Genomic DNA, 18503 nt, shown 5'->3' on the forward strand with positions numbered 1-18503 from the left:
GGGCGTCTGGTGTGCAGCCCGCCAAGCGGGCTGCACCACGGTCAACTCAGCATCAGCTGAGTTGACCGTGGCAGTGCTTGTACTTCTTGCCGCTGCCGCACGGGCACGGATCGTTACGGCCGACTTTGGGCTCGTCGCGGGTGACCTGCGAGACCGGGACCGGTGCGTTGCCGCCCTGCATCTGCTCCACTTCCTCGTCGGCGCCGTAGCCGCCCGCCTCCTGGTGCTGGAACTGAGAGGCCATCAAGCGCGCCTGCGCCTGAAGACGTTCCTGCTCTTCCAGTTCGGCCACTTCTTCTTCGCTGCGGATGCGCACGCGCGCCAGCAAGTTGATCACCTCGCGCTTGACGTTTTCCAGCATCTCGGAGAACAGCTCGAAGGCTTCCTTCTTGTATTCCTGCTTGGGCTGCTTCTGTGCATAACCGCGCAGATAGATGCCCTGGCGCAGGTAATCCATCTTGGCCAGATGCTCCTTCCAGCCCTGATCGAGCACGGTCAGCATCACATGTTTTTCCAGCGCGCGCATGGTGTCGTTGCCCACGGCCGCTTCCTTCTCGGCGAAGTGCGCATCCACCGCCGTCTGTACCTTGGCGGCGATCTGCTCGGCATCGATCTCTTCTTGCGTGCGCACCATGTCGGTCAGCGACAAGCTCATGCCCAGCTCCGACTCCAGCGTGGCTTCCAGGCCCTTCAGGTCCCACTGCTCGTCGACCGAATTGGGCGGCACGAAGCGCGCGACCAGGTCATAGATCACATCACCGCGGATGCCGTCGACGTTGTCCTTGACCGATTCGGCGTCCAGCAATTCATCGCGTTGGGCGTAGATCACCTTGCGCTGATCGTTGTTGACGTCGTCGAAGTCCAGCAAGTTTTTGCGGATGTCGAAGTTGTGCGCTTCCACCTTGCGCTGCGCCTTCTCGATCTGCCGGCTGACCAGGCGGTCTTCGATGACGTCGTCTTCTTTCATGCCCATCATGCGCATCGCCTTCTGGACCCAGTCCGAAGCGAAGATGCGCATCAAATTGTCTTCCAGCGACAAATAGAAGCGCGACGAACCCGGGTCGCCCTGACGACCGGCACGACCACGTAACTGGTTGTCGATACGGCGTGATTCGTGGCGTTCGGTACCGATGATGTGCAGTCCGCCGGCGGCCTTGACCGCGTCATGACGACGCTGCCATTCGGTCTTGGCAGCGAAGCGCTGCTCGTCGCTGATGTCGTCGCCCATGGCATGCAGTTCGGTTTCCAACGAACCGCCCAGCACGATGTCGGTACCGCGACCGGCCATGTTGGTGGCGATGGTCACCGCGCCCGGCTGGCCGGCGTTGGCAACAATGGTGGCTTCGCGCTCGTGCTGCTTGGCGTTGAGCACTTCGTGCTTCACCCCGGCCTTGCGCAGGTGCTCGGACAGCATCTCCGAGGTTTCGATCGAGGTGGTACCCACCAGCACCGGTTGGCCGCGCTTGGCGCAGTCTTCGATATCGGCCAGCACCGCGTTGAACTTGCCCTTGCGGTTGAGGAACACCTGGTCCGGATGGTCCTTGCGCACGGTCGGGCGGTTGGTCGGAATCACCACCACTTCCAGGCCGTAGATGCTCTGGAATTCGTAGGCTTCGGTGTCGGCCGTACCGGTCATGCCGGACAGCTTCTTGTACATGCGGAACAGGTTCTGGAAGGTAATGCTGGCCAGCGTCTGGTTCTCGCGCTGTACCGGTACGCCTTCCTTCGCTTCGACCGCCTGATGCAGACCGTCGGACCAGCGACGCCCGGATAGCGTACGTCCGGTGAATTCGTCCACGATCACCACTTCGCCATCGCGCACGATGTAATCCACGTCGCGCTGATAGATCGCATGCGCACGCAGCGCCGCGTTGAGGTGATGCACCACGCTCAGGTTTTGCGCGGCGTACAGGCCGTCTTCGGCGTTTTCCAGGATGCCGGCCTGCATCAGCAGTTCCTCGGCGTGGCCCATGCCCGCCTCGGACAGATGCACCTGCTTGCCCTTCTCATCGATCCAGTAATCGCCCTCGCTCTCTTCGCTTTCCTGCTTGGTCAGCTGCGGCACGATGCGGTTGACGCGGATGTACAGCTCCGGCGATTCGTCGGCCGGGCCGGAGATGATCAGCGGGGTGCGCGCTTCGTCGATCAGGATCGAATCGACTTCGTCGACGATCGCGTAATGCAGATTGCGCTGGTAACGGTCGGCGCGCGACAGCGCCATGTTGTCGCGCAGGTAGTCGAAGCCGAATTCGTTATTGGTGCCGTAGGTGATGTCGCTGCCGTAGGCTTCGCGCTTGTCGCTATGCGGCATCCCCGGGTACACCACGCCCACGCTCAGGCCCAGCCAGTTGTACAACTTGCCCATCTGCGCGGCATCGCGGCGCGCCAGGTAGTCGTTGACAGTGACCACGTGCACGCCCTCGCCCTGCAGTGCGTTGAGGTACACCGGCAGCGTGGCCACCAGGGTCTTGCCTTCGCCGGTGCGCATCTCGGCGATCTTGCCCAGATGCAGCACCATGCCGCCGATCAGCTGCACGTCGTAATGGCGCATGCCGAGCACGCGGCGGCTGGCCTCGCGACACACTGCAAAGGCTTCGGGAAGAATCTTGTCCAGGGACTCGCCGGCGGCAAGCCGCTGCTTGAACTCCGGGGTCTTGGCTTGCAGCTCGGCGTCGGAGAGCTTCTCGATCGTCGACTCCAGCGCATTGATCTGGGTGACGAGGCGGTTGAGCTGGCGCAGCTGGCGTTCGTTACGACTGCCAAAGACACGGGTAAGCAGACTGTTGATCATTGAAGAAACCGGTTGAAAAGGAACGGTTTGACCGACGCCGGTCCCCACAGACCCGGCCGCCGTAAACGAAACAGGGCGCACTGCGCCCTGTCGATGGCAACACCCTATTGTAGCTTGGGGCGGGCCTTCACGAATCAAGCGCGGCCCGCGCCTTCGTCAACCGCGCCCGCGGCGGCCCACCGGCGTGGTATCGCCCAGGAACTTGCGCGGATTGACCACGCGCCCGTCCGCCCACACCTCGAAATGCACATGTGCGCCGGTGGAGCGACCACTGGAGCCGGCACGCGCAACCTGCTGGCCGGCGCGCACCAGATCGCCCACCTTCACCACCAGGCGCGAGTTGTGCGCGTAGCGGGTCACATAGCCATTGCCGTGATCCACTTCGACCACGTTGCCGTAGCCGCCGCGCACGCCGGCGTAGCTGACCACGCCATCGGCGACGGCCATCACCGGGTCGCCCACGTTGGCGTGGAAGTCCACACCCTTGTGGAAGGCCGAACCACCGTCGAACGGATCGGCGCGACCGCCAAAGCCCGAGGTGATATAGGTGTTGCGGATCGGCATCCGCGAAGGCACCGAATTCTGCTCAAGCTGATGATCGAACATCAGCGAGGCCAACACATTCAGTTGCTGGCCGGAGGCGGAGAACTGCTGCTCCACTTGCCCGAGCGTCTCCTTGAGCTCCTTCACCGGCATGTCGCTGACCGGCTCATCGCCGCCACCGACGCCGACCGGCTCGTCGAAGTCGAACTCGCCGTCCTTCAACTTGCCCATCTCGGTCAGGCGCTCGCCCAACGCGTTAAGGCGGGTGGCCTGCGCCTGCAGCTCGCCCAGACGGGCGGCCAGTGCATTGACCTGTGCCTGCGAGGCGCGCTGCGCCTGGGCCAGCTCGGCCTGTTGCTGCGCAACCTTGGCCTGCAGCGCGGAATTGGTCACCATGCCGGTGGCGGTGCTTGCGCCAACGCCGATCAGCATGCCAAGGCCCAGTACCGCACCAAGCACCACCATCGGCCGATCCGCTGCAAAACCCTGGAACTGTCGGGCCATACGCTGCACCCGGGTCTCGCGAGATTTGATTACAACTTTGTTCAACGCCATATGAGTGTCATGTCCAAGCCCAAGTCCAACGCACGTCACCCTTCCACTCCACAACCGGCCATCGAGGCCGCGCTGGGGGAAAAGGCTGGCGACCCCTTGCGCCGAGCCTTGTGGCTCGATGCGATGGACCGGCAGTTGCGCCCCCTGTTACCACCTCATCTGGCCACCCGTTGCCGGTTAGCCAATGTCCGAGGCGAACAGCTCGTTTTTCTGGTGGATTCGCCGGTCTGGCATGCCAAGGTGCGGCTTGCCGAAACCCAAATCCTGGATGCCGCCCGATCCGTCGGACTGAAGGCCACCGCAGTGACTGTCAAGACCGCAACCGTGCCGCTGCATTCCCCAACGCAGCAGAACCGCGACCGTCCCAAACCCGTGTCCGAGGCGACGCACAAAGGTTTGCGCGACGCATTGGCTTCCTTGCAGGACGTCTTACCGACCAAGCGGTAAGGTCCTCGCCGCTCATCCAGAGCGGCCGCCAGTGCGTGAAAGAGTTGCGAAGGCCGCGCACGACCCGACGCATCCTAGCGGGCATGTGGCCCGCAGGAGTTAGAGAAACCTTAAATAAATGTTAAGAATGGACCTGAAATACGATACAGTTCACACTTCAAGCGCCAACCAGGGCATTCCCTGACACTACACGTAGACAGGGCTGGCGTAGGTGACTGGCGGTTGCTCGGTGCCTTCCGGGAAGCTGACCCATTCCCAGGCGGCCTGGTCGGCCAACAGCGCACGCACTAGTTTGTTGTTGAGCGCGTGGCCAGATTTGAAGCCTTCGTAAGCACCGAGGATGGCGCCGCCGGCCAGATACAGGTCGCCGATGGCATCCAGAATCTTGTGCCGTACGAATTCGTTGGTGTAGCGCAGGCCGTCTTCGTTGAGGACGCGGAACTCGTCCAGCACGATGGCGTTGTCCATCGACCCGCCCAGACCCAGATTGCGCTCGCGCATGTACTCAAGGTCGCGCATGAAACCGAAGGTGCGCGCACGCGAGATTTCCTTGACGTACGCCGAGGTGGAGAACTCGATTTCCTGGCGCGATTGCTTGGCCGGGATCATCGGGTGATTGAATTCGATGGTAAAGCCCAGCTTGTAGCCTGCGTACGGCTCAAAGCGCGCCACCTTGTCGCCCTCGCGCACTTCCACCGTCTGCTTGATCCGGATGAAGCGCTTGGGCTTGCTCTGTTCGACGATGCCTGCCGACTGCAGCAGGAACACGAACGGACCGGAGGACCCATCCATGATCGGCAACTCGGCCGAGGACAGTTCGACGATGACATTGTCCACACCCAGGCCGGCCAGTGCCGACATCAGGTGCTCGACGGTCTGGATCTTGGCACCGTTGCAGGTCAGGCCAGTGCACAGCGTAGTCTCGGTGACCAGCTCGGCATCGGCAGGGACTTCGACGATCGGTTCCAGATCCACACGTCGGAACACCACGCCGTGATCGACCGGAGCCGGTCTTAGCGTCATATACACCTTGTCGCCGCTATGCAGGCCGACGCCGGTGGCGCGAATGGTGTTCTTGAGAGTGCGTTGCTGGGTCATATGCGAAGTCTGGCTGAACAATGCAGACAGACGCTGAACCGGCTGTCTAATCCGCGGAGATTATCCGAATTTTAACAAGTCGCGCGTGACGGGAACTGTAATCACCCGGTCACGCTTACAAAAGCTGCCGGATCGGCACCGATCCGGCAGGAATGACATGACATGGCGGTGCAACCCGAAGCGGACTCCGGGGCGGGACGGGCTGCGTCACCGTAGCGACGCAGCCGACGCTCCTTAGTCGGCCTGGCGGCGCAGGAACGCCGGGATATCCAGGTAATCGTTGGGCAGGTCAGCCGCCGGCGCCGAAGAGCCGCCGCTGGTGTGGTTGCCGCTGCCGCTGCCGACCGAGTCGCTGCTCGGACGGCGCAGGCCCAGGCCCATGCTGCCGCCGACGGCCTTGGACACCGCGTCTCCGCTGGTGGTGTCGAAGTCGCCGAATTCCGGCTGGCCGGTGGTGGCGTTGCGCACCAGCTTGATCGGCGCGCGCTGATCCGGACGCTGGCTCTGGCGGGCAACCGCACGGTTCAGGCCGGTGGCCACCACGGTCACGCGCACTTCGTCCTGCATGTCCGGGTCGAGCACGGTACCGACCACCACGGTGGCATCTTCGGACGCGAAGGCTTCGATGGTGCGGCCGATCTCGTCGAACTCGGACATGGTGAAGTCCGGGCCGGCGGTGATGTTGACCAGGATGCCGTTGGCACCGGCCAGGTTCACATCGTCCAGCAGCGGATTCTGGATGGCGGCTTCGGCAGCGGCCTGCGCGCGATCGTCGCCGCGTGCCGAACCGGTGCCCATCATGGCCAGGCCCATTTCCGACATCACGGTGCGCACGTCGGCGAAGTCGACGTTGATCAGACCCGGACGCACGATCAGATCGGCGATGCCCTGCACGGCGCCCTGCAGCACGTCGTTGGCAGCGCGGAACGCCTGAATCATGGTGGCGTTGCGGCCCAGCACGGTGATCAGCTTTTCATTGGGGATGGTGATCAGCGAGTCGCAATGCTGGCTCAGTTCCTCGATGCCCTTCAGCGCAACCTGCATGCGGCGGCGACCTTCGAACGGGAACGGCTTGGTGACCACAGCCACGGTCAGGATGCCCATTTCCTTGGCCAGCTGCGCCACCACGGGGGCTGCGCCGGTGCCGGTGCCGCCGCCCATGCCGGCGGTGATGAACACCATGTCCGCACCCTGCAGCGCGTCCATGATGCGCTCGCGATCTTCCAGCGCCGCCTGACGGCCGACTTCCGGATTCGCGCCTGCGCCCAGGCCCTTGGTGACGTTGGTGCCAAGCTGCAGCTGCAGCTTGGCGCCGCAGTTCTTGATCGCCTGCGAGTCGGTGTTGGCGGTGATGAATTCCACGCCATCGACGTTGGTGTTGACCATGTGTGCGACGGCATTGCCACCGCCACCGCCGACGCCAACCACCTTGATGACCGCGTTGGGAGCCATTTTTTCAATCAGTTCGAAATGTGCCATGTCAGTGTCCTCTTTAGATGCCGTGAATGGGGAATCGGGAATGGGGAATCGGATTGCTCCGTTCGCCAGCCCAACACCCGCATGTCGGCGAATGTTGTTGTTTGAATGCCGGGAATCGGGAGTCGGGAATGGGGAATCGCAACAGCGAATCATCTCCACGCCAACCACCACTTTCCTCGGCGGAACCACAAAAAATTACGCCCTGCCCGCTCTCACCGCTCTCCACTCAAACCTGCCGCAACCGCTTTGCCTTTGCTTCAACCAATTCTCGAATCCCGATTCCTCAGAATTCCCCGCGATACCAGTTCTTCAATTTCTTGAACAAGCTTCCTGCGCGCCCGGTCGGAATCGACGGGCGACGCGGATGTTCGATCTGGCTACCCATCAGCAACAGGCCAACGCCGGAGGCGTGCACCGGGTTGCCCACCACTTCGCCCAAGCCAGTGACGTGCTGCGGAATGCCCACACGCACCGGCATCTGCAGCATTTCTTCGGCCAGTTCCACCACGCCTTCCATTTTCGACGCGCCACCGGTGAGCACCATGCCGGCGCGCACCATTTCTTCGAAGCCGGAACGGCGCAGTTCGGCCTGCACCATCTCGAAGATTTCTTCGTAACGGCCCTGCACTGCCTGCGCGAGTGCATGACGCGGCATGCGGCGCGGCGGGCGGTCGCCCACCGACGGCACCTGGATGCTTTCTTCGGCGGTGGCCAGCTGCGCCAGCGCACAGGCGTAGCGTACCTTGATCTGCTCGGCTTCCGGGGTGGGCGTACGCAGCATGTGCGCGATGTCGTTGGTGACGTGGTCGCCGGCAATCGGCAGCGAGGCGGTATGGCAGATCGCGCCCTGCACGTAGACCGCAAGGTCGGTGGTGCCGGCGCCGATGTCCACCAGCACCACGCCCAGTTCGCGCTCGTCGGCGGTCAATACCGCCACGCTGGAAGCCAGCGACGACAGCACCAGATCGTCGACCTGCAGGCCGCACTTCTGCACACACTTGGTGATGTTGGCGGCCGCCGACTGCGCGCACACCACCAGATGCGCGTGCACCTCCAGGCGTACACCGGTCATGCCGACCGGGTTACGGATGCCTTCCTGCGAATCGTCCAGCACGTACTCGCGCGGGATCGCATGCAGGATGCGCTGGTCGGCAGGAATGGCCACGGCCTTGGCGGCGTCGAGCACGCGCTCCAGATCGCTCCAGGTCACTTCGCCATCGCGGATCGGCACGATGCCGGGCGAGTTCTTGCACTGCACATGGTTGCCGGAAATCGATGCGTACACCGAGCGGATTTCACAGCCGGCCATCAGCTCGGCTTCTTCCACCGCGCGCTGGATCGACTGCACGGTGGATTCGATGTCCACCACCACGCCGCGCTTGAGACCACGCGATTCATGCGAACCGATGCCGATCACTTCGATCGGATTGCCGGGCGAGTATTCGCCGACCAGCGCAACGACCTTGGAGGTGCCGATGTCCAGTCCAACGATGAGGGATTTGTCGCCTTTGCGATTCATGTATGCAGACTGCGTTGAAGAGTAAATGACGGAAGCGCGCAGGCCAGACGATCGATCAGGCGTTGCGGAACACGGGTGGCGACGGGATGCACGTCCGCAGGCGGCGCGGCGGGCGTGACCGGCGTGGCGCTCTTGGGTTTCTTGCTGTCGTGCGGCGTCTCACCGGGAGCGCGCTCGACGGTAAATCCGTTGGTGTAGCGCAGATCGGCGCGGGCGATCGGGCGCTGCGGGTCGGCCAGCTGCGGCAGCACACGCGCGAAGCGCTGCAGTCGCGCGCGTGCATCGTCGCGGCCGACCACGATCTGCACGCCATTGCTCAGGCCCAGCGACCAGCTGCCGCGGGCGTCCATTTCAAGACGCTCCACATCCAATCCGGTCGGCGCAAACAAGGTGCGCGATTCGTTGTACAGCGCCACCACATCCTGGGTCTTGCTGTCCGGGCCACCCAGTTGCGGCAATTTGAAGTCCTTCAACAGCGGCGGCGTACGAAACAGCCGGCCCTGCTCGGACAGCATGCGGTCGGTACCCCAACGCGCGAACGGCTTGTGCTCGGTCACGTGCACTTCCAGCACGTCCGGCCAGCGCTTGCGCACCTGCGCACTCTCCACCCACGGCAAACGCGCGATGGCGTCCTGCGCCTGCTGCAACTTCACCGCGAAAAAGCCTGCGCGCGCATACGGCAACACCACCGCACGCAATTCTTCGGCCGGCACTCGCTTGAAGTCGCCGGACACGCGCAACTTCGCCAGCGGCCAGCGCTCGGCACCGACCCAGCCATTGAGCACAGCCACCACCGGCAGCGCGACCAACGCCAGCGCGAGCAACCAGGCCAGAATGCGCAGGGTGGCGTTCATGCGCGCGCTCCGCGCGCGGGAATGGGCAATCGGCAATCGGCAATCGGCAACAGCAGCGCACTGGCTGCTGCCGCTTTTGCGCTTCCCGATTCACGATTTCCGATTCCCGTCATCACAGCGTCTGCTCCAGCACCCGCCAGACCAGCGTTTCGAAATCGATGCCGAGCTGGCGTGCAGCCTTGGGCACCAGCGAGTGGCTGGTCATGCCGGGAGCGGTGTTGACTTCGAGCAAATACAGCTGGCCGCTGCGGCCATCGCGCATCACGTCCACGCGACCCCAGCCACGGCAGCCGGCGGCACGGAAGGCGTCAAGCGCAAGCTGGCGGATCTGCGCTTCTGCCTCGCCTTCCAAGCCCGGGCACAGGTACTGCGTGTCTTCGGCGAAGTACTTGGCGTTGTAGTCGTACCACTGGCCCTTGGGCACGATGCGGATCGACGGCAGCGCGGTCTCGCCCAGAACGGCCACCGTGAGTTCGTCGCCTTCGATCAATTGCTCCATCAACAGCGCGCCGTCGTAACGGGCAGCCAGGGTCACTGCTGCTTCGAGCTGCGCCTGATCGAACACACGGCTGACGCCGACGCTGGAACCTTCGTTTGCCGGCTTGACGATGACCGGCAAACCGATCTGTTGAGCAGCGGCGTGAATGGCCTCGGCGCTCGCGCCAGCGGCCAACCGCGCGTAACGCGGCGTCGATAGGCCCAACGACAGCCACACCTGCTTGGTGCGGATCTTGTCCATGCTCAGCGCCGAGCCAAGCACATTCGAGCCGGTGTACGGCACGCCGAAGGCTTCCATCAGACCCTGCACGATGCCGTCTTCGCCGCCGCCGTTATGGCCGTGCAGTACGTTGAACACGCGATCGAACTGCTGTGCGACCAATGCCTTGGCCAACGCTGGAATGCCATCGACCGGCTGTGCATCCACGCCGCGCGCGCGCAGCGCGTCCAGCACGTTGCTGCCGGAATTCAACGACACGTCGCGCTCGGACGAGGTGCCGCCGAGCAGCACGGCGACACGACCAAAGGCGGCCGGATCGCTGGTGCGGGCATTGGCGATGACTGCGCTCATGCCGACTCTCCGACAAACCCGTTGTTGATGATGTGCTGAGCCACGTAACCGATATCGCCGGCGCCCATCATCAGCAGCAAGTCGCCGTCCTGCAGCACGTCCGGCAACACTTCGGCAAGACCGGCAATCTGGCCGACGACCACCGGCTCGCTGCGGCCACGCGCACGGATGGCGCGGGCCAGTGCACGTGAATCGGCACCCGGAATTGGCGCTTCGCCGGCCGGGTAGACCTCGCTCAATACCAGCGCATCGACGGTGCTGAGCACCGCAGCGAAGGCGTCGAACTGATCGCGGGTGCGGCTATAGCGGTGCGGCTGGAAGGCGACGACCAGACGCTTGTCCGGCCAGCCGCCACGCGCCGCAGCGAACACGGCTTCGAGCTCGCGCGGGTGATGGCCGTAATCGTCGACCACGCGCACACGTGCGCCGGTGCTGGTGGTGACTTCGCCCAGATCGTTGAAACGACGGCCGATGCCGGCGAAGTTTTCCAGCGCGCGCGCAATGGTCTGCGGCTCCACGCCGAGCTGCCAGCCGATCGCCGCGGCAGCCAGCGCATTGAGCACGTTATGCCGGCCCGGCAGCGCCAACGTCACCGGCGTGGTGGTGCCTTCCGGCAGACGCAGCGTGAAGCGCATGCGCGGGCCGTCCTGCTCCACATCTTCGGCGCGCACGTCGGCGTTTTCGCTCATGCCGTAACTCATCACGTGGCGCGGCGTCTTGCCGGCCAGTGCGGCCACTTCCGGGTCGTCGATGCACAGCAGCGCCAGGCCATAGAACGGCAGGCGCTGCAGGAATTCGGCGAATGCGGCCTGGATACGCGCAAAATCGTTGCCGTAGTTTTCCAGGTGATCCGAATCGATGTTGGTGATGACCGCCATCAACGGATTCAGGCGCAGGAAGCTGCCATCGCTTTCGTCGGCCTCGGCGACAAGCCACTGGCCGCCACCGAGTTTGGCGTTGGCGCCGGCGGCCAGCAGCTGACCGCCGATGACGAACGTCGGGTCCAACCCGCCTTCGCTCAGCACCGCTGCAGCCAGGCTGGTGGTGGTGGTCTTGCCATGCGTGCCGGCCACCGCAATGCCGCGACGGAAGCGCATCAGCTCGGCCAGCATCGCCGCACGCGGCATGATCGGAATGCGCTGGCTGCGCGCTTCCATCAGCTCGGGGTTGTCGTCGCGAATGGCGCTGGACACCACAACGCAATCGGTGCCCAACACGTTGGCCGCCGAATGGCCGCGCATCACGCGCGCACCCAGCTTGGCCAAGCGACGCGTGGCCGCGTTGTCCGAGTTATCGGAGCCGGAGACTTCATAGCCCAGCGTCAGCATCACCTCGGCAATGCCACTCATGCCGGTGCCGCCGATGCCGACGAAATGGACACGCGGAAATGCCCGCACCAGATCGCCACTGTCCTGCAGACGGCGGATCACGCGGCACCTGCTGTGGAGGCGCGAATCGGGAATCGGGAATCGGGAATCGTATGAAGCGAAGCGCCAACGGCGACGGACGCCTGGTCGGTGCGCTTGTCTGCGTGCATTGAGGTGTATTCCTGCGGTTGATCTGAGCTCTGCCTATTCCCCATTCCCGACTCACCATTCCCGGCTTCCTGAAGAATGATGTCCGCAATACGCTCGGCGGCATCCGGCTTGGCCAGGGTGCGGGCGGCGTTGGCCATCGACAGGCGACGGGCCGGGTCGGTGAGCAGGGTCTGCAAGACCTGCTGCAAGCGCACGGCCAGGCTGTCGTCCTGCTTGAGCAGCACGGCGGCGTCGGCGCCGACCAGATATTCGGCATTGCGGGTTTGATGGTCGTCGACGGCGGCGGCAAACGGCACCAGCACGCTGCCGACACCGGCCGCACACAGTTCGGCCAGGGTGGAAGCGCCGGCGCGGCACACGACCAGGTCGGCCCAGGCGTAAGCAGCGGCCATGTCGGCGATGAAGGGTTCGACGCTGGCGTTGACGCTGGCCTGTGCGTACGCCGCCTCAGCTTCGGCGCGCAGCTTTTCGCCGCACTGGTGGCGCACCTCGACATCCGGATGACCGAGTGCGGCCAATGCTGTCGGCACTGCCTGATTCAACGCGCGCGCGCCCTGGCTGCCGCCCAGCACCAGCACGCGCACCGCGCCAGTGCGGCCGACCAAACGGTCCGCCGGCACAGGCAGTGCAGCGATTTCTGCGCGCACCGGGTTACCTACCGCTTCTTCGCCGGCGAAGCTGCCCGGAAAGCCGGTCAGCACGCGGCGCGCGAAACGCGACAACACCTTATTCGTCATGCCAGGTGCGCGATTCTGTTCGTGCACCAGCAACGGCGCACCGAGCAAGCGCGCAGCCAGGCCGCCCGGGCCGGCAGCAAAGCCGCCAAAACTGATCACCGCACGCGGCTGGCGCTTGCGCAGCACGAAGCCGGCGGCGCGCACTGCGCGCATCACCCGCACCGGTGCACCAAGCAACTTGATGATGCCCTTGCCACGCAAACCGCTGATTGCCAGCGTGTCGATTGGAATATCGTGCTGCGGTACCAGACGGGTTTCCATGGCGCCATCGGCACCCAGCCAGGTCACCGGCACGCCCCGCGCGCGCAGCACCTTGGCCACGGCCAGTCCCGGGAAGATATGTCCCCCGGTGCCGCCAGCCAGAATCATCACGGGCCGAATCCGCGCAGAAGGATGCGCGGGCGTTTGCGAGGCGTTTGCAGAAACGCTCACGCGATCCTCCCGAACGTCGGTTCCACACGCGGCTGCATGCGGCTGGTGCCGCGCAGGATCGCCGACGCCGGTGCCACGGAGGCCGCGGCAACCGGTGCCGCTGCCACAGGCGCGGGTGCAGCAGCAGTGTCGCGCTGCGGCTTGCGCGCAGGCGCATACGCCGGCGGCACCGCGTCGACCACCGGCTCAGACGGCTCAGCCGATGGCGCGGTCGCCCCCTGCGGCGACAACTTGCTGCGCAAGCGTTCGGCACGATCCATTTCGTAGGACACGCGCAGCAGCAGGCCCATTGCCACACAGGTCATCAGCACCGACGAGCCGCCGGAGGAGATCAATGGCAGGGTCAGGCCCTTGGTCGGCAAGATGCCCAGGTTGACGCCAATCGACACGAAACTCTGCATCGCGATCCACAGGCCGATGCCGAAAGCGATGTAGCCGGAGAAATGTCGCTTCATTTCCACGCAACGCATGCCTAGCCAGAACGCGCGGCCGACCAGCAGCGCATACAGTGCGACCACGCCGCAGACGCCGATGAAACCGAGTTCTTCGGCAATCACAGAGAAGATGAAGTCGGTATGTGATTCGGGCAGGTAGTTGAGCTTCTGCACCGAGGCACCCAGGCCCACGCCAGTCCACTGACCTCGGCCGACCGCCATCAAGGCATTTGACAACTGATAGCCGGAGCCAAGTTGGTCGGCCCACGGGTCCAGGAACGAGGTGATACGACGCAGGCGATACGGCTCCAGGATGGCGATGAAGGCGAATATCGGCAGCCCGATCACGATCGGCATCGACATGCGCGGCAGATTCACGCCGCCCAGCACCAGCATGCCGGCGGTGATCGCCAGCAACAGCGTGGACGAGCCGAAGTCCGGCTGCATCAGCAACAGACCGACCAGCGCGACCGCAACACCCAGCGGTTTGAGCATTGCCGGCCAGGTCGCGTTGACCTCATCGCGAAAGCGCACCAGATAGCTGGACAGCCACACGATGTAGAGCACCTTGACCGCTTCCACGGTCTGGAATTTCGACACGCCTAGATTGATCCAGCGCTTTGCACCGTTGACGCTGCTGCCCAGGCCCGGCACGAACACCACCATCAGCAGGCCGAAGCAGGCCAGCAGCAGCACCTGGTTGTATTGCTCGATGGTCTTGAGCTCGGTACGCATCGCCCAGAACGCCAGACCGACACCAATCCCCAGGAACAGCAGGTGGCGGGTGAGGTAATAGAACGGGTTGTCGGACAGCTCGATCGAGCTGGACGCCACCATCACCACGCCCAGCGAGGCGAGCGTGGCCGCGGCCCCGAGCAGCCACGGGTCGTAGCGGCCGCCGATGGCGTCCAGTCGTGTGGCCTGGCGGGACATGTCGTTCATCAGCGCACCTTCAACGTGGCAAGGCCGATCAGCACCAGCACCACCGAAATGATCCAGAAGCGCACGATCACGCGCGGCTCCGGCCAACCCTTGAGTTCGAAGTGGTGGTGGATCGGCGCCATGCGGAACACGCGCTTGCCGGTCAGCTTGAAGCTGGCCACCTGGATCATCACCGACAGCGTTTCGATCACGAACACGCCACCCATGATCACCAGCACCATCTCCTGACGCACGATCACCGCGATGGTGCCGAGCACCGCGCCCAGCGACAGCGCGCCGATGTCGCCCATGAACACCATCGCCGGGTAGGTGTTGAACCAGAGAAAGCCCAAGCCTGCCCCTGCGATCGCCGAGCAGATGATGATCAGCTCGCCGGCGCCGGGAATCAGCGGGATTTTCAGGTATTCGGCAAACACCACGTTGCCCGACGCATACGCGAACACACCCAGCGCGCACGCCACCAGCACGGTGGGCATGATCGCCAGGCCATCCAGCCCGTCGGTGAGGTTGACCGCGTTGGAGAAGCCGACGATCCAGAAATAGGCGATCACCACGAAGCTCACGCCGGCCAGCGGCAGCGCGATCGACTTGAACATCGGAATGTAGAACGTGATCGCCGCCGGTACGTCGGCGGTGTAGTACAGGAACAGACCGGCGGCCAGGCCGAAGATCGACTGCAGCAGATACTTCCAGCGCGACTTCAGACCGTTGGGATCGCGCCGCACGATCTTGATCCAGTCGTCGTACCAGCCGATCGCACCGAAACAGAGCATCACCGCCAGCACCAGCCACACATAACGGTTGCGCAGATCGCCCCACAGCAGCACCGACAAGGTCACGGTCAGCAGGATCAGCGAGCCGCCCATGGTCGGCGTGCCGGCCTTGGAAAAATGCGTCTGCGGGCCGTCCTGACGGATCGGCTGGCCGCCCTTGAACTGGGCCAGCTTGCGAATCACTGCAGGACCCATCCACAACGACAGGAACAACGACGTCAGCGCCGCCAGGATGCCGCGGAAGGTCAGATAGTTGAACAGCCCGAACAGGCTCTCCAGTTGCTGCAGCCAACGGGCCAACTCAAGCAGCATGGGATGCGCCCTCCGCCGATGCGAGCAACGCGGTGACGACGCGGTCCATCGCGCTGCCGCGGGAGCCCTTCACCAGGATCGTGATGGAGGCGGCACCCGCCGGGGCGACCGTGGACGGCGATTGCTGTTCGTGAATCACTGCATGTTCCTGCGTATTTCCTGATGCGTGTTGCTGTGTTCGTGTTTTTCGACTGGCGGCATCGACCAGATCCGCCTGCAAGGCGTCGATCAGCTCGGCATGTGTGGCGAACACGCGGCCACCCTCGCCAAATGCCTGTGCTGCGGCGGCGCTGAGCTCGCCCAGCGCGTACAGCCGCTGCAGCTTGGCCGCACGTGCGCGACGTCCGGCGGCGGCATGCAGTGCGACGCCTTCGGCGCCGAGTTCGCGCATGTCGCCGAGTACCAGCCAGCCTTCGCCCGGTGCGGCGGCCAAAGCGTCGATGGCCGCATCCAGCGAGCCGGGGTTGGCGTTGTAGCTGTCGTCGATCAGCACCGCGCCGCCCGGCAAGGTCTGTGCGATTTGCCGACCAGCCACCGGATGCGCCTGCGCCAAACCGGCAGCGATCACCGGCAAGGCGATGCCAGCACCGAGTGCCAGACCGGTTGCCGCCAGGGCGTTGAGCACGTTGTGGCGGCCCGGCAATGGCAGCGCAATCTGCGCCTCACCCTGCGGGGTCACCAAGGTGAACTGCGCAGCGCCAGCCTGCAGTTGCAGCTGACGCGCAGTGATATCGGCACTGATCTGCAAGCCGTAGCGCAAGATGCGACGTCCCTGCATCGGCTGCGCCTGCAACTGCTGCTCGAACCACAGACCGAAAGCGTCATCGGCATTGATCACGGCCACGCCATCGGCGGGCAGCGCGGCGTAGATGGCGCCCTTGGTCTGTGCAACGCCGAGCAGGCTACCCAGACGTTCCAGATGGGCGGGCGCGATGTTGTTGACCAGCGCGACATGCGGCTGCGCGATATCGGTGAGATAGGCGATATCGCCCGGCTTGCCGGCGCCCATTTCGTAGATCGCAACGTCGGCATCATCGGGCGCGGCAATCACGGCCAGCGGCAAACCGATCTCGTTGTTGCGGTTACCCGGCGTGGCGTACACGGTGGTGCCATCCACGCGCCCGGCTTCCTGCAGGATCGAGAGCAGCAGCGCCTTGACGCTGGTCTTGCCATTGGAACCGGTCAAGGCAATCACGCGGGTGGCGCGGTCGCGCTGCATGCCGGCCGCAATCCGCGCCAATGCCAGCTCGGTATTTTCCACGACCACCTGCGGCACGCTCAGCGCCGACAGCAGGCGATCCACCAGCAATCCGCTGGCACCGCGCGCGACTGCGTCGGCGGCAAAGTCATGCCCATCGAAGCGCTCGCCCCGCAGCGCGACATATAGACTGCCATTGGCGAGCGTGCGGGTGTCGTTGCCGACCGCATCGATCATGGCGTCGTCGCCATGCAGCTCGCCACCGGCCCAATGCGCAATCAACGACAGTGGAATGAGCTTCATGGGCGCACTCCCAACACGGTGCGCGGCAGCAGCGCCTGCGCCGCCACGATGGCGTCGTCGAAGGCATGCCGCACGCCGGCAACTTCCTGATATGGCTCGTGGCCCTTGCCGGCAATCAACACGATGTCCGACGCGCTGGCCATGCCGATGGCCTGATGGATCGCGACAGCGCGGTCGCGCTGCACGATGGCGGCATCCGGGCGCGCGAAGCCGCGCAGGATATCGGCCACGATGACGTCGCCATCTTCGCCACGCGGGTTGTCGTCGGTGACGATGGCCACGTCGGCATTGAGTTCTGCAATTGCTGCCATCTGTGGGCGCTTGCCGCTGTCGCGTTCACCACCGCAACCGAACACGCAGATCAGCCGGTCCTGCGCATGCGAACGCAGACTGCTCAATGCCTGCTCCAGCGCATCGGGCGTGTGCGCGTAATCGACCACCACCAGCGGTGCGCCATGCGCGCCGCCGAGGCGGTTCATGCGGCCATGGATCGGCTGCAACTGGCCAAGCACGGTGGCGATTTGCGCAGGTGCGATGTCCAGCGCCCACAACGCGCCGGCCACGGCCAGCAGGTTGTCCACGTTGAAGCGGCCCAGCAGAGGCGAGTGCACCGGATGCACTTCGCCTTGGATATTCAGTGCGAAGTTGATGCCGTTATGGTCCAGCTGCAGTGCCTGCGCGCTCACACGGGCGTCGGCATGTGCGCGCGCGCTCACGCCGACGGCATGCAGCGCGGGATCGAGCGAAGCGAAAAGCGTGCGGCCGAAGGCATCGTCCAGATTCACCACGGCCGATTTCAAGCCAGCACGGGTGAACAGCTTGGCCTTCGCGGCGCCGTATTGCGCCATGTCGCCGTGGTAATCGAGGTGATCGCGGGTGAGATTCGTGAACACCGCGACGTCGAAATGCACCGCATCCACGCGGCCCTGATCGAGCGCGTGCGAGCTGACTTCCATTGCTACCGCCTGCGCGCCCTCATCGCGCAACTGCGCCAGTAGCGCATGCGTGGGCAGCACCAGCGGCGTGGTGAATCCGGTTGGCACAGCCGCGCCATACAGACCGACGCCCAAGGTGCCGAGCGTGCCGGTGGGCGTACCGAGCAGCGTCAATGCCTGCGCCAGTAGCTGCACGGTGGAGGTCTTGCCGTTGGTACCGGTGACGCCGACCATGCGCATTGCATGCGACGGCCGGCCATGAAATTGATCGGCCATCACGCCAAGGCGCGCGCGCAAACCGGGCACGGCAATCGCATCGGCCGGGACCGGCATACCGTCCGGAGCCGGCGGCTCGAACAACACCGCCGTTGCGCCATTGGCGCGCGCCTGTTCGACAAAGCCCAGACCATGCGCACCGAAGCCGGCGATCGCGACGAATGCATCGCCTGGGGCCACCGTACGGCTATCCATCACCAGACCGGAGACCTGCGCGTCTTGTGGTAGCGCCACGTCCGGCAGCAACTGCGAAAGTGCCATAGAGCGG

At 64.5% G+C, this 18503-nt stretch carries 14 protein-coding genes; 1 reads left to right on the top strand and 13 read right to left on the bottom strand.

Annotated features, from left to right (window positions below; all coding sequences use genetic code 11):
- Nucleotides 1-52: 52 nt before the first annotated feature.
- A complete protein-coding gene (secA, locus tag M0D43_RS07095; RefSeq protein WP_252164082.1) occupies nt 53-2791 on the bottom strand; it encodes a preprotein translocase subunit SecA in 2739 nt (912 codons plus the stop codon).
- A gap of 156 nt (nt 2792-2947) precedes the next feature.
- Nucleotides 2948-3889: a M23 family metallopeptidase gene (locus M0D43_RS07100; RefSeq protein WP_260808055.1), complete on the bottom strand. Its 942-nt coding sequence runs from the start codon at nt 3887-3889 to the stop codon at nt 2948-2950.
- Between M0D43_RS07100 and M0D43_RS07105 the strand changes: the two genes are divergently transcribed.
- Complete coding sequence (locus M0D43_RS07105; RefSeq protein ID WP_252164084.1) at nt 3890-4336, top strand: DciA family protein; 447 nt, start codon at nt 3890-3892, stop codon at nt 4334-4336.
- Nucleotides 4337-4522: 186 nt separating this feature from the next.
- Here the strand turns inward: M0D43_RS07105 and lpxC are convergent, their stop codons facing one another.
- From lpxC to M0D43_RS07160, 11 genes are all read right to left on the bottom strand, one after another.
- Entirely contained in the window at nt 4523-5434 is a 912-nt protein-coding gene (gene lpxC / locus M0D43_RS07110) for a UDP-3-O-acyl-N-acetylglucosamine deacetylase (RefSeq protein WP_252164085.1), read from the bottom strand.
- 234 nt (nt 5435-5668) lie between these two features.
- Nucleotides 5669-6913: a cell division protein FtsZ gene (gene ftsZ / locus M0D43_RS07115; protein WP_252164086.1), complete on the bottom strand. Its 1245-nt coding sequence runs from the start codon at nt 6911-6913 to the stop codon at nt 5669-5671.
- 283 nt (nt 6914-7196) lie between these two features.
- Entirely contained in the window at nt 7197-8432 is a 1236-nt protein-coding gene (gene ftsA, locus M0D43_RS07120) for a cell division protein FtsA (protein ID WP_003485272.1), read from the bottom strand.
- Nucleotides 8429-9286, bottom strand: coding sequence for a cell division protein FtsQ/DivIB (locus M0D43_RS07125; RefSeq protein WP_252164087.1), 858 nt, complete (start codon nt 9284-9286; stop codon nt 8429-8431). The genes ftsA and M0D43_RS07125 overlap by 4 nt, the downstream gene beginning before the upstream one ends.
- 112 nt (nt 9287-9398) lie before the next feature.
- Nucleotides 9399-10355 (bottom strand): D-alanine--D-alanine ligase, encoded by a 957-nt coding sequence (locus tag M0D43_RS07130; protein WP_252164088.1) that lies wholly within the window; start codon nt 10353-10355, stop codon nt 9399-9401.
- Nucleotides 10352-11785, bottom strand: coding sequence for a UDP-N-acetylmuramate--L-alanine ligase (gene murC / locus M0D43_RS07135; protein ID WP_252164089.1), 1434 nt, complete (start codon nt 11783-11785; stop codon nt 10352-10354). Before murC ends, M0D43_RS07130 begins: the two co-directional genes overlap by 4 nt.
- Nucleotides 11782-13062, bottom strand: a complete 1281-nt coding sequence (murG, locus tag M0D43_RS07140) for an undecaprenyldiphospho-muramoylpentapeptide beta-N-acetylglucosaminyltransferase (RefSeq protein WP_252164090.1) — start codon at nt 13060-13062, stop codon at nt 11782-11784. Before murG ends, murC begins: the two co-directional genes overlap by 4 nt.
- Nucleotides 13059-14438, bottom strand: coding sequence for a putative lipid II flippase FtsW (ftsW, locus tag M0D43_RS07145; protein WP_252164091.1), 1380 nt, complete (start codon nt 14436-14438; stop codon nt 13059-13061). Before ftsW ends, murG begins: the two co-directional genes overlap by 4 nt.
- Nucleotides 14438-15523 carry a phospho-N-acetylmuramoyl-pentapeptide-transferase gene (gene mraY, locus M0D43_RS07150; RefSeq protein ID WP_005991584.1) on the bottom strand — a complete coding sequence of 362 codons (1086 nt, stop codon included), beginning with the start codon at nt 15521-15523 and terminating at the stop codon, nt 14438-14440. Before mraY ends, ftsW begins: the two co-directional genes overlap by 1 nt.
- The gene (locus M0D43_RS07155) at nt 15513-17024 is read right to left on the bottom strand and encodes a UDP-N-acetylmuramoyl-tripeptide--D-alanyl-D-alanine ligase (RefSeq protein ID WP_252164092.1); all 1512 of its coding nucleotides are present in this window, start codon (nt 17022-17024) and stop codon (nt 15513-15515) included. Before M0D43_RS07155 ends, mraY begins: the two co-directional genes overlap by 11 nt.
- Nucleotides 17021-18496, bottom strand: coding sequence for a UDP-N-acetylmuramoyl-L-alanyl-D-glutamate--2,6-diaminopimelate ligase (locus M0D43_RS07160; protein ID WP_260808244.1), 1476 nt, complete (start codon nt 18494-18496; stop codon nt 17021-17023). Before M0D43_RS07160 ends, M0D43_RS07155 begins: the two co-directional genes overlap by 4 nt.
- Between the last annotated feature and the right edge of the window lie 7 nt (nt 18497-18503).

The sequence above is a fragment of the Xanthomonas prunicola genome (assembly GCF_025266575.1).
Lineage (GTDB): Bacteria > Pseudomonadota > Gammaproteobacteria > Xanthomonadales > Xanthomonadaceae > Xanthomonas > Xanthomonas prunicola.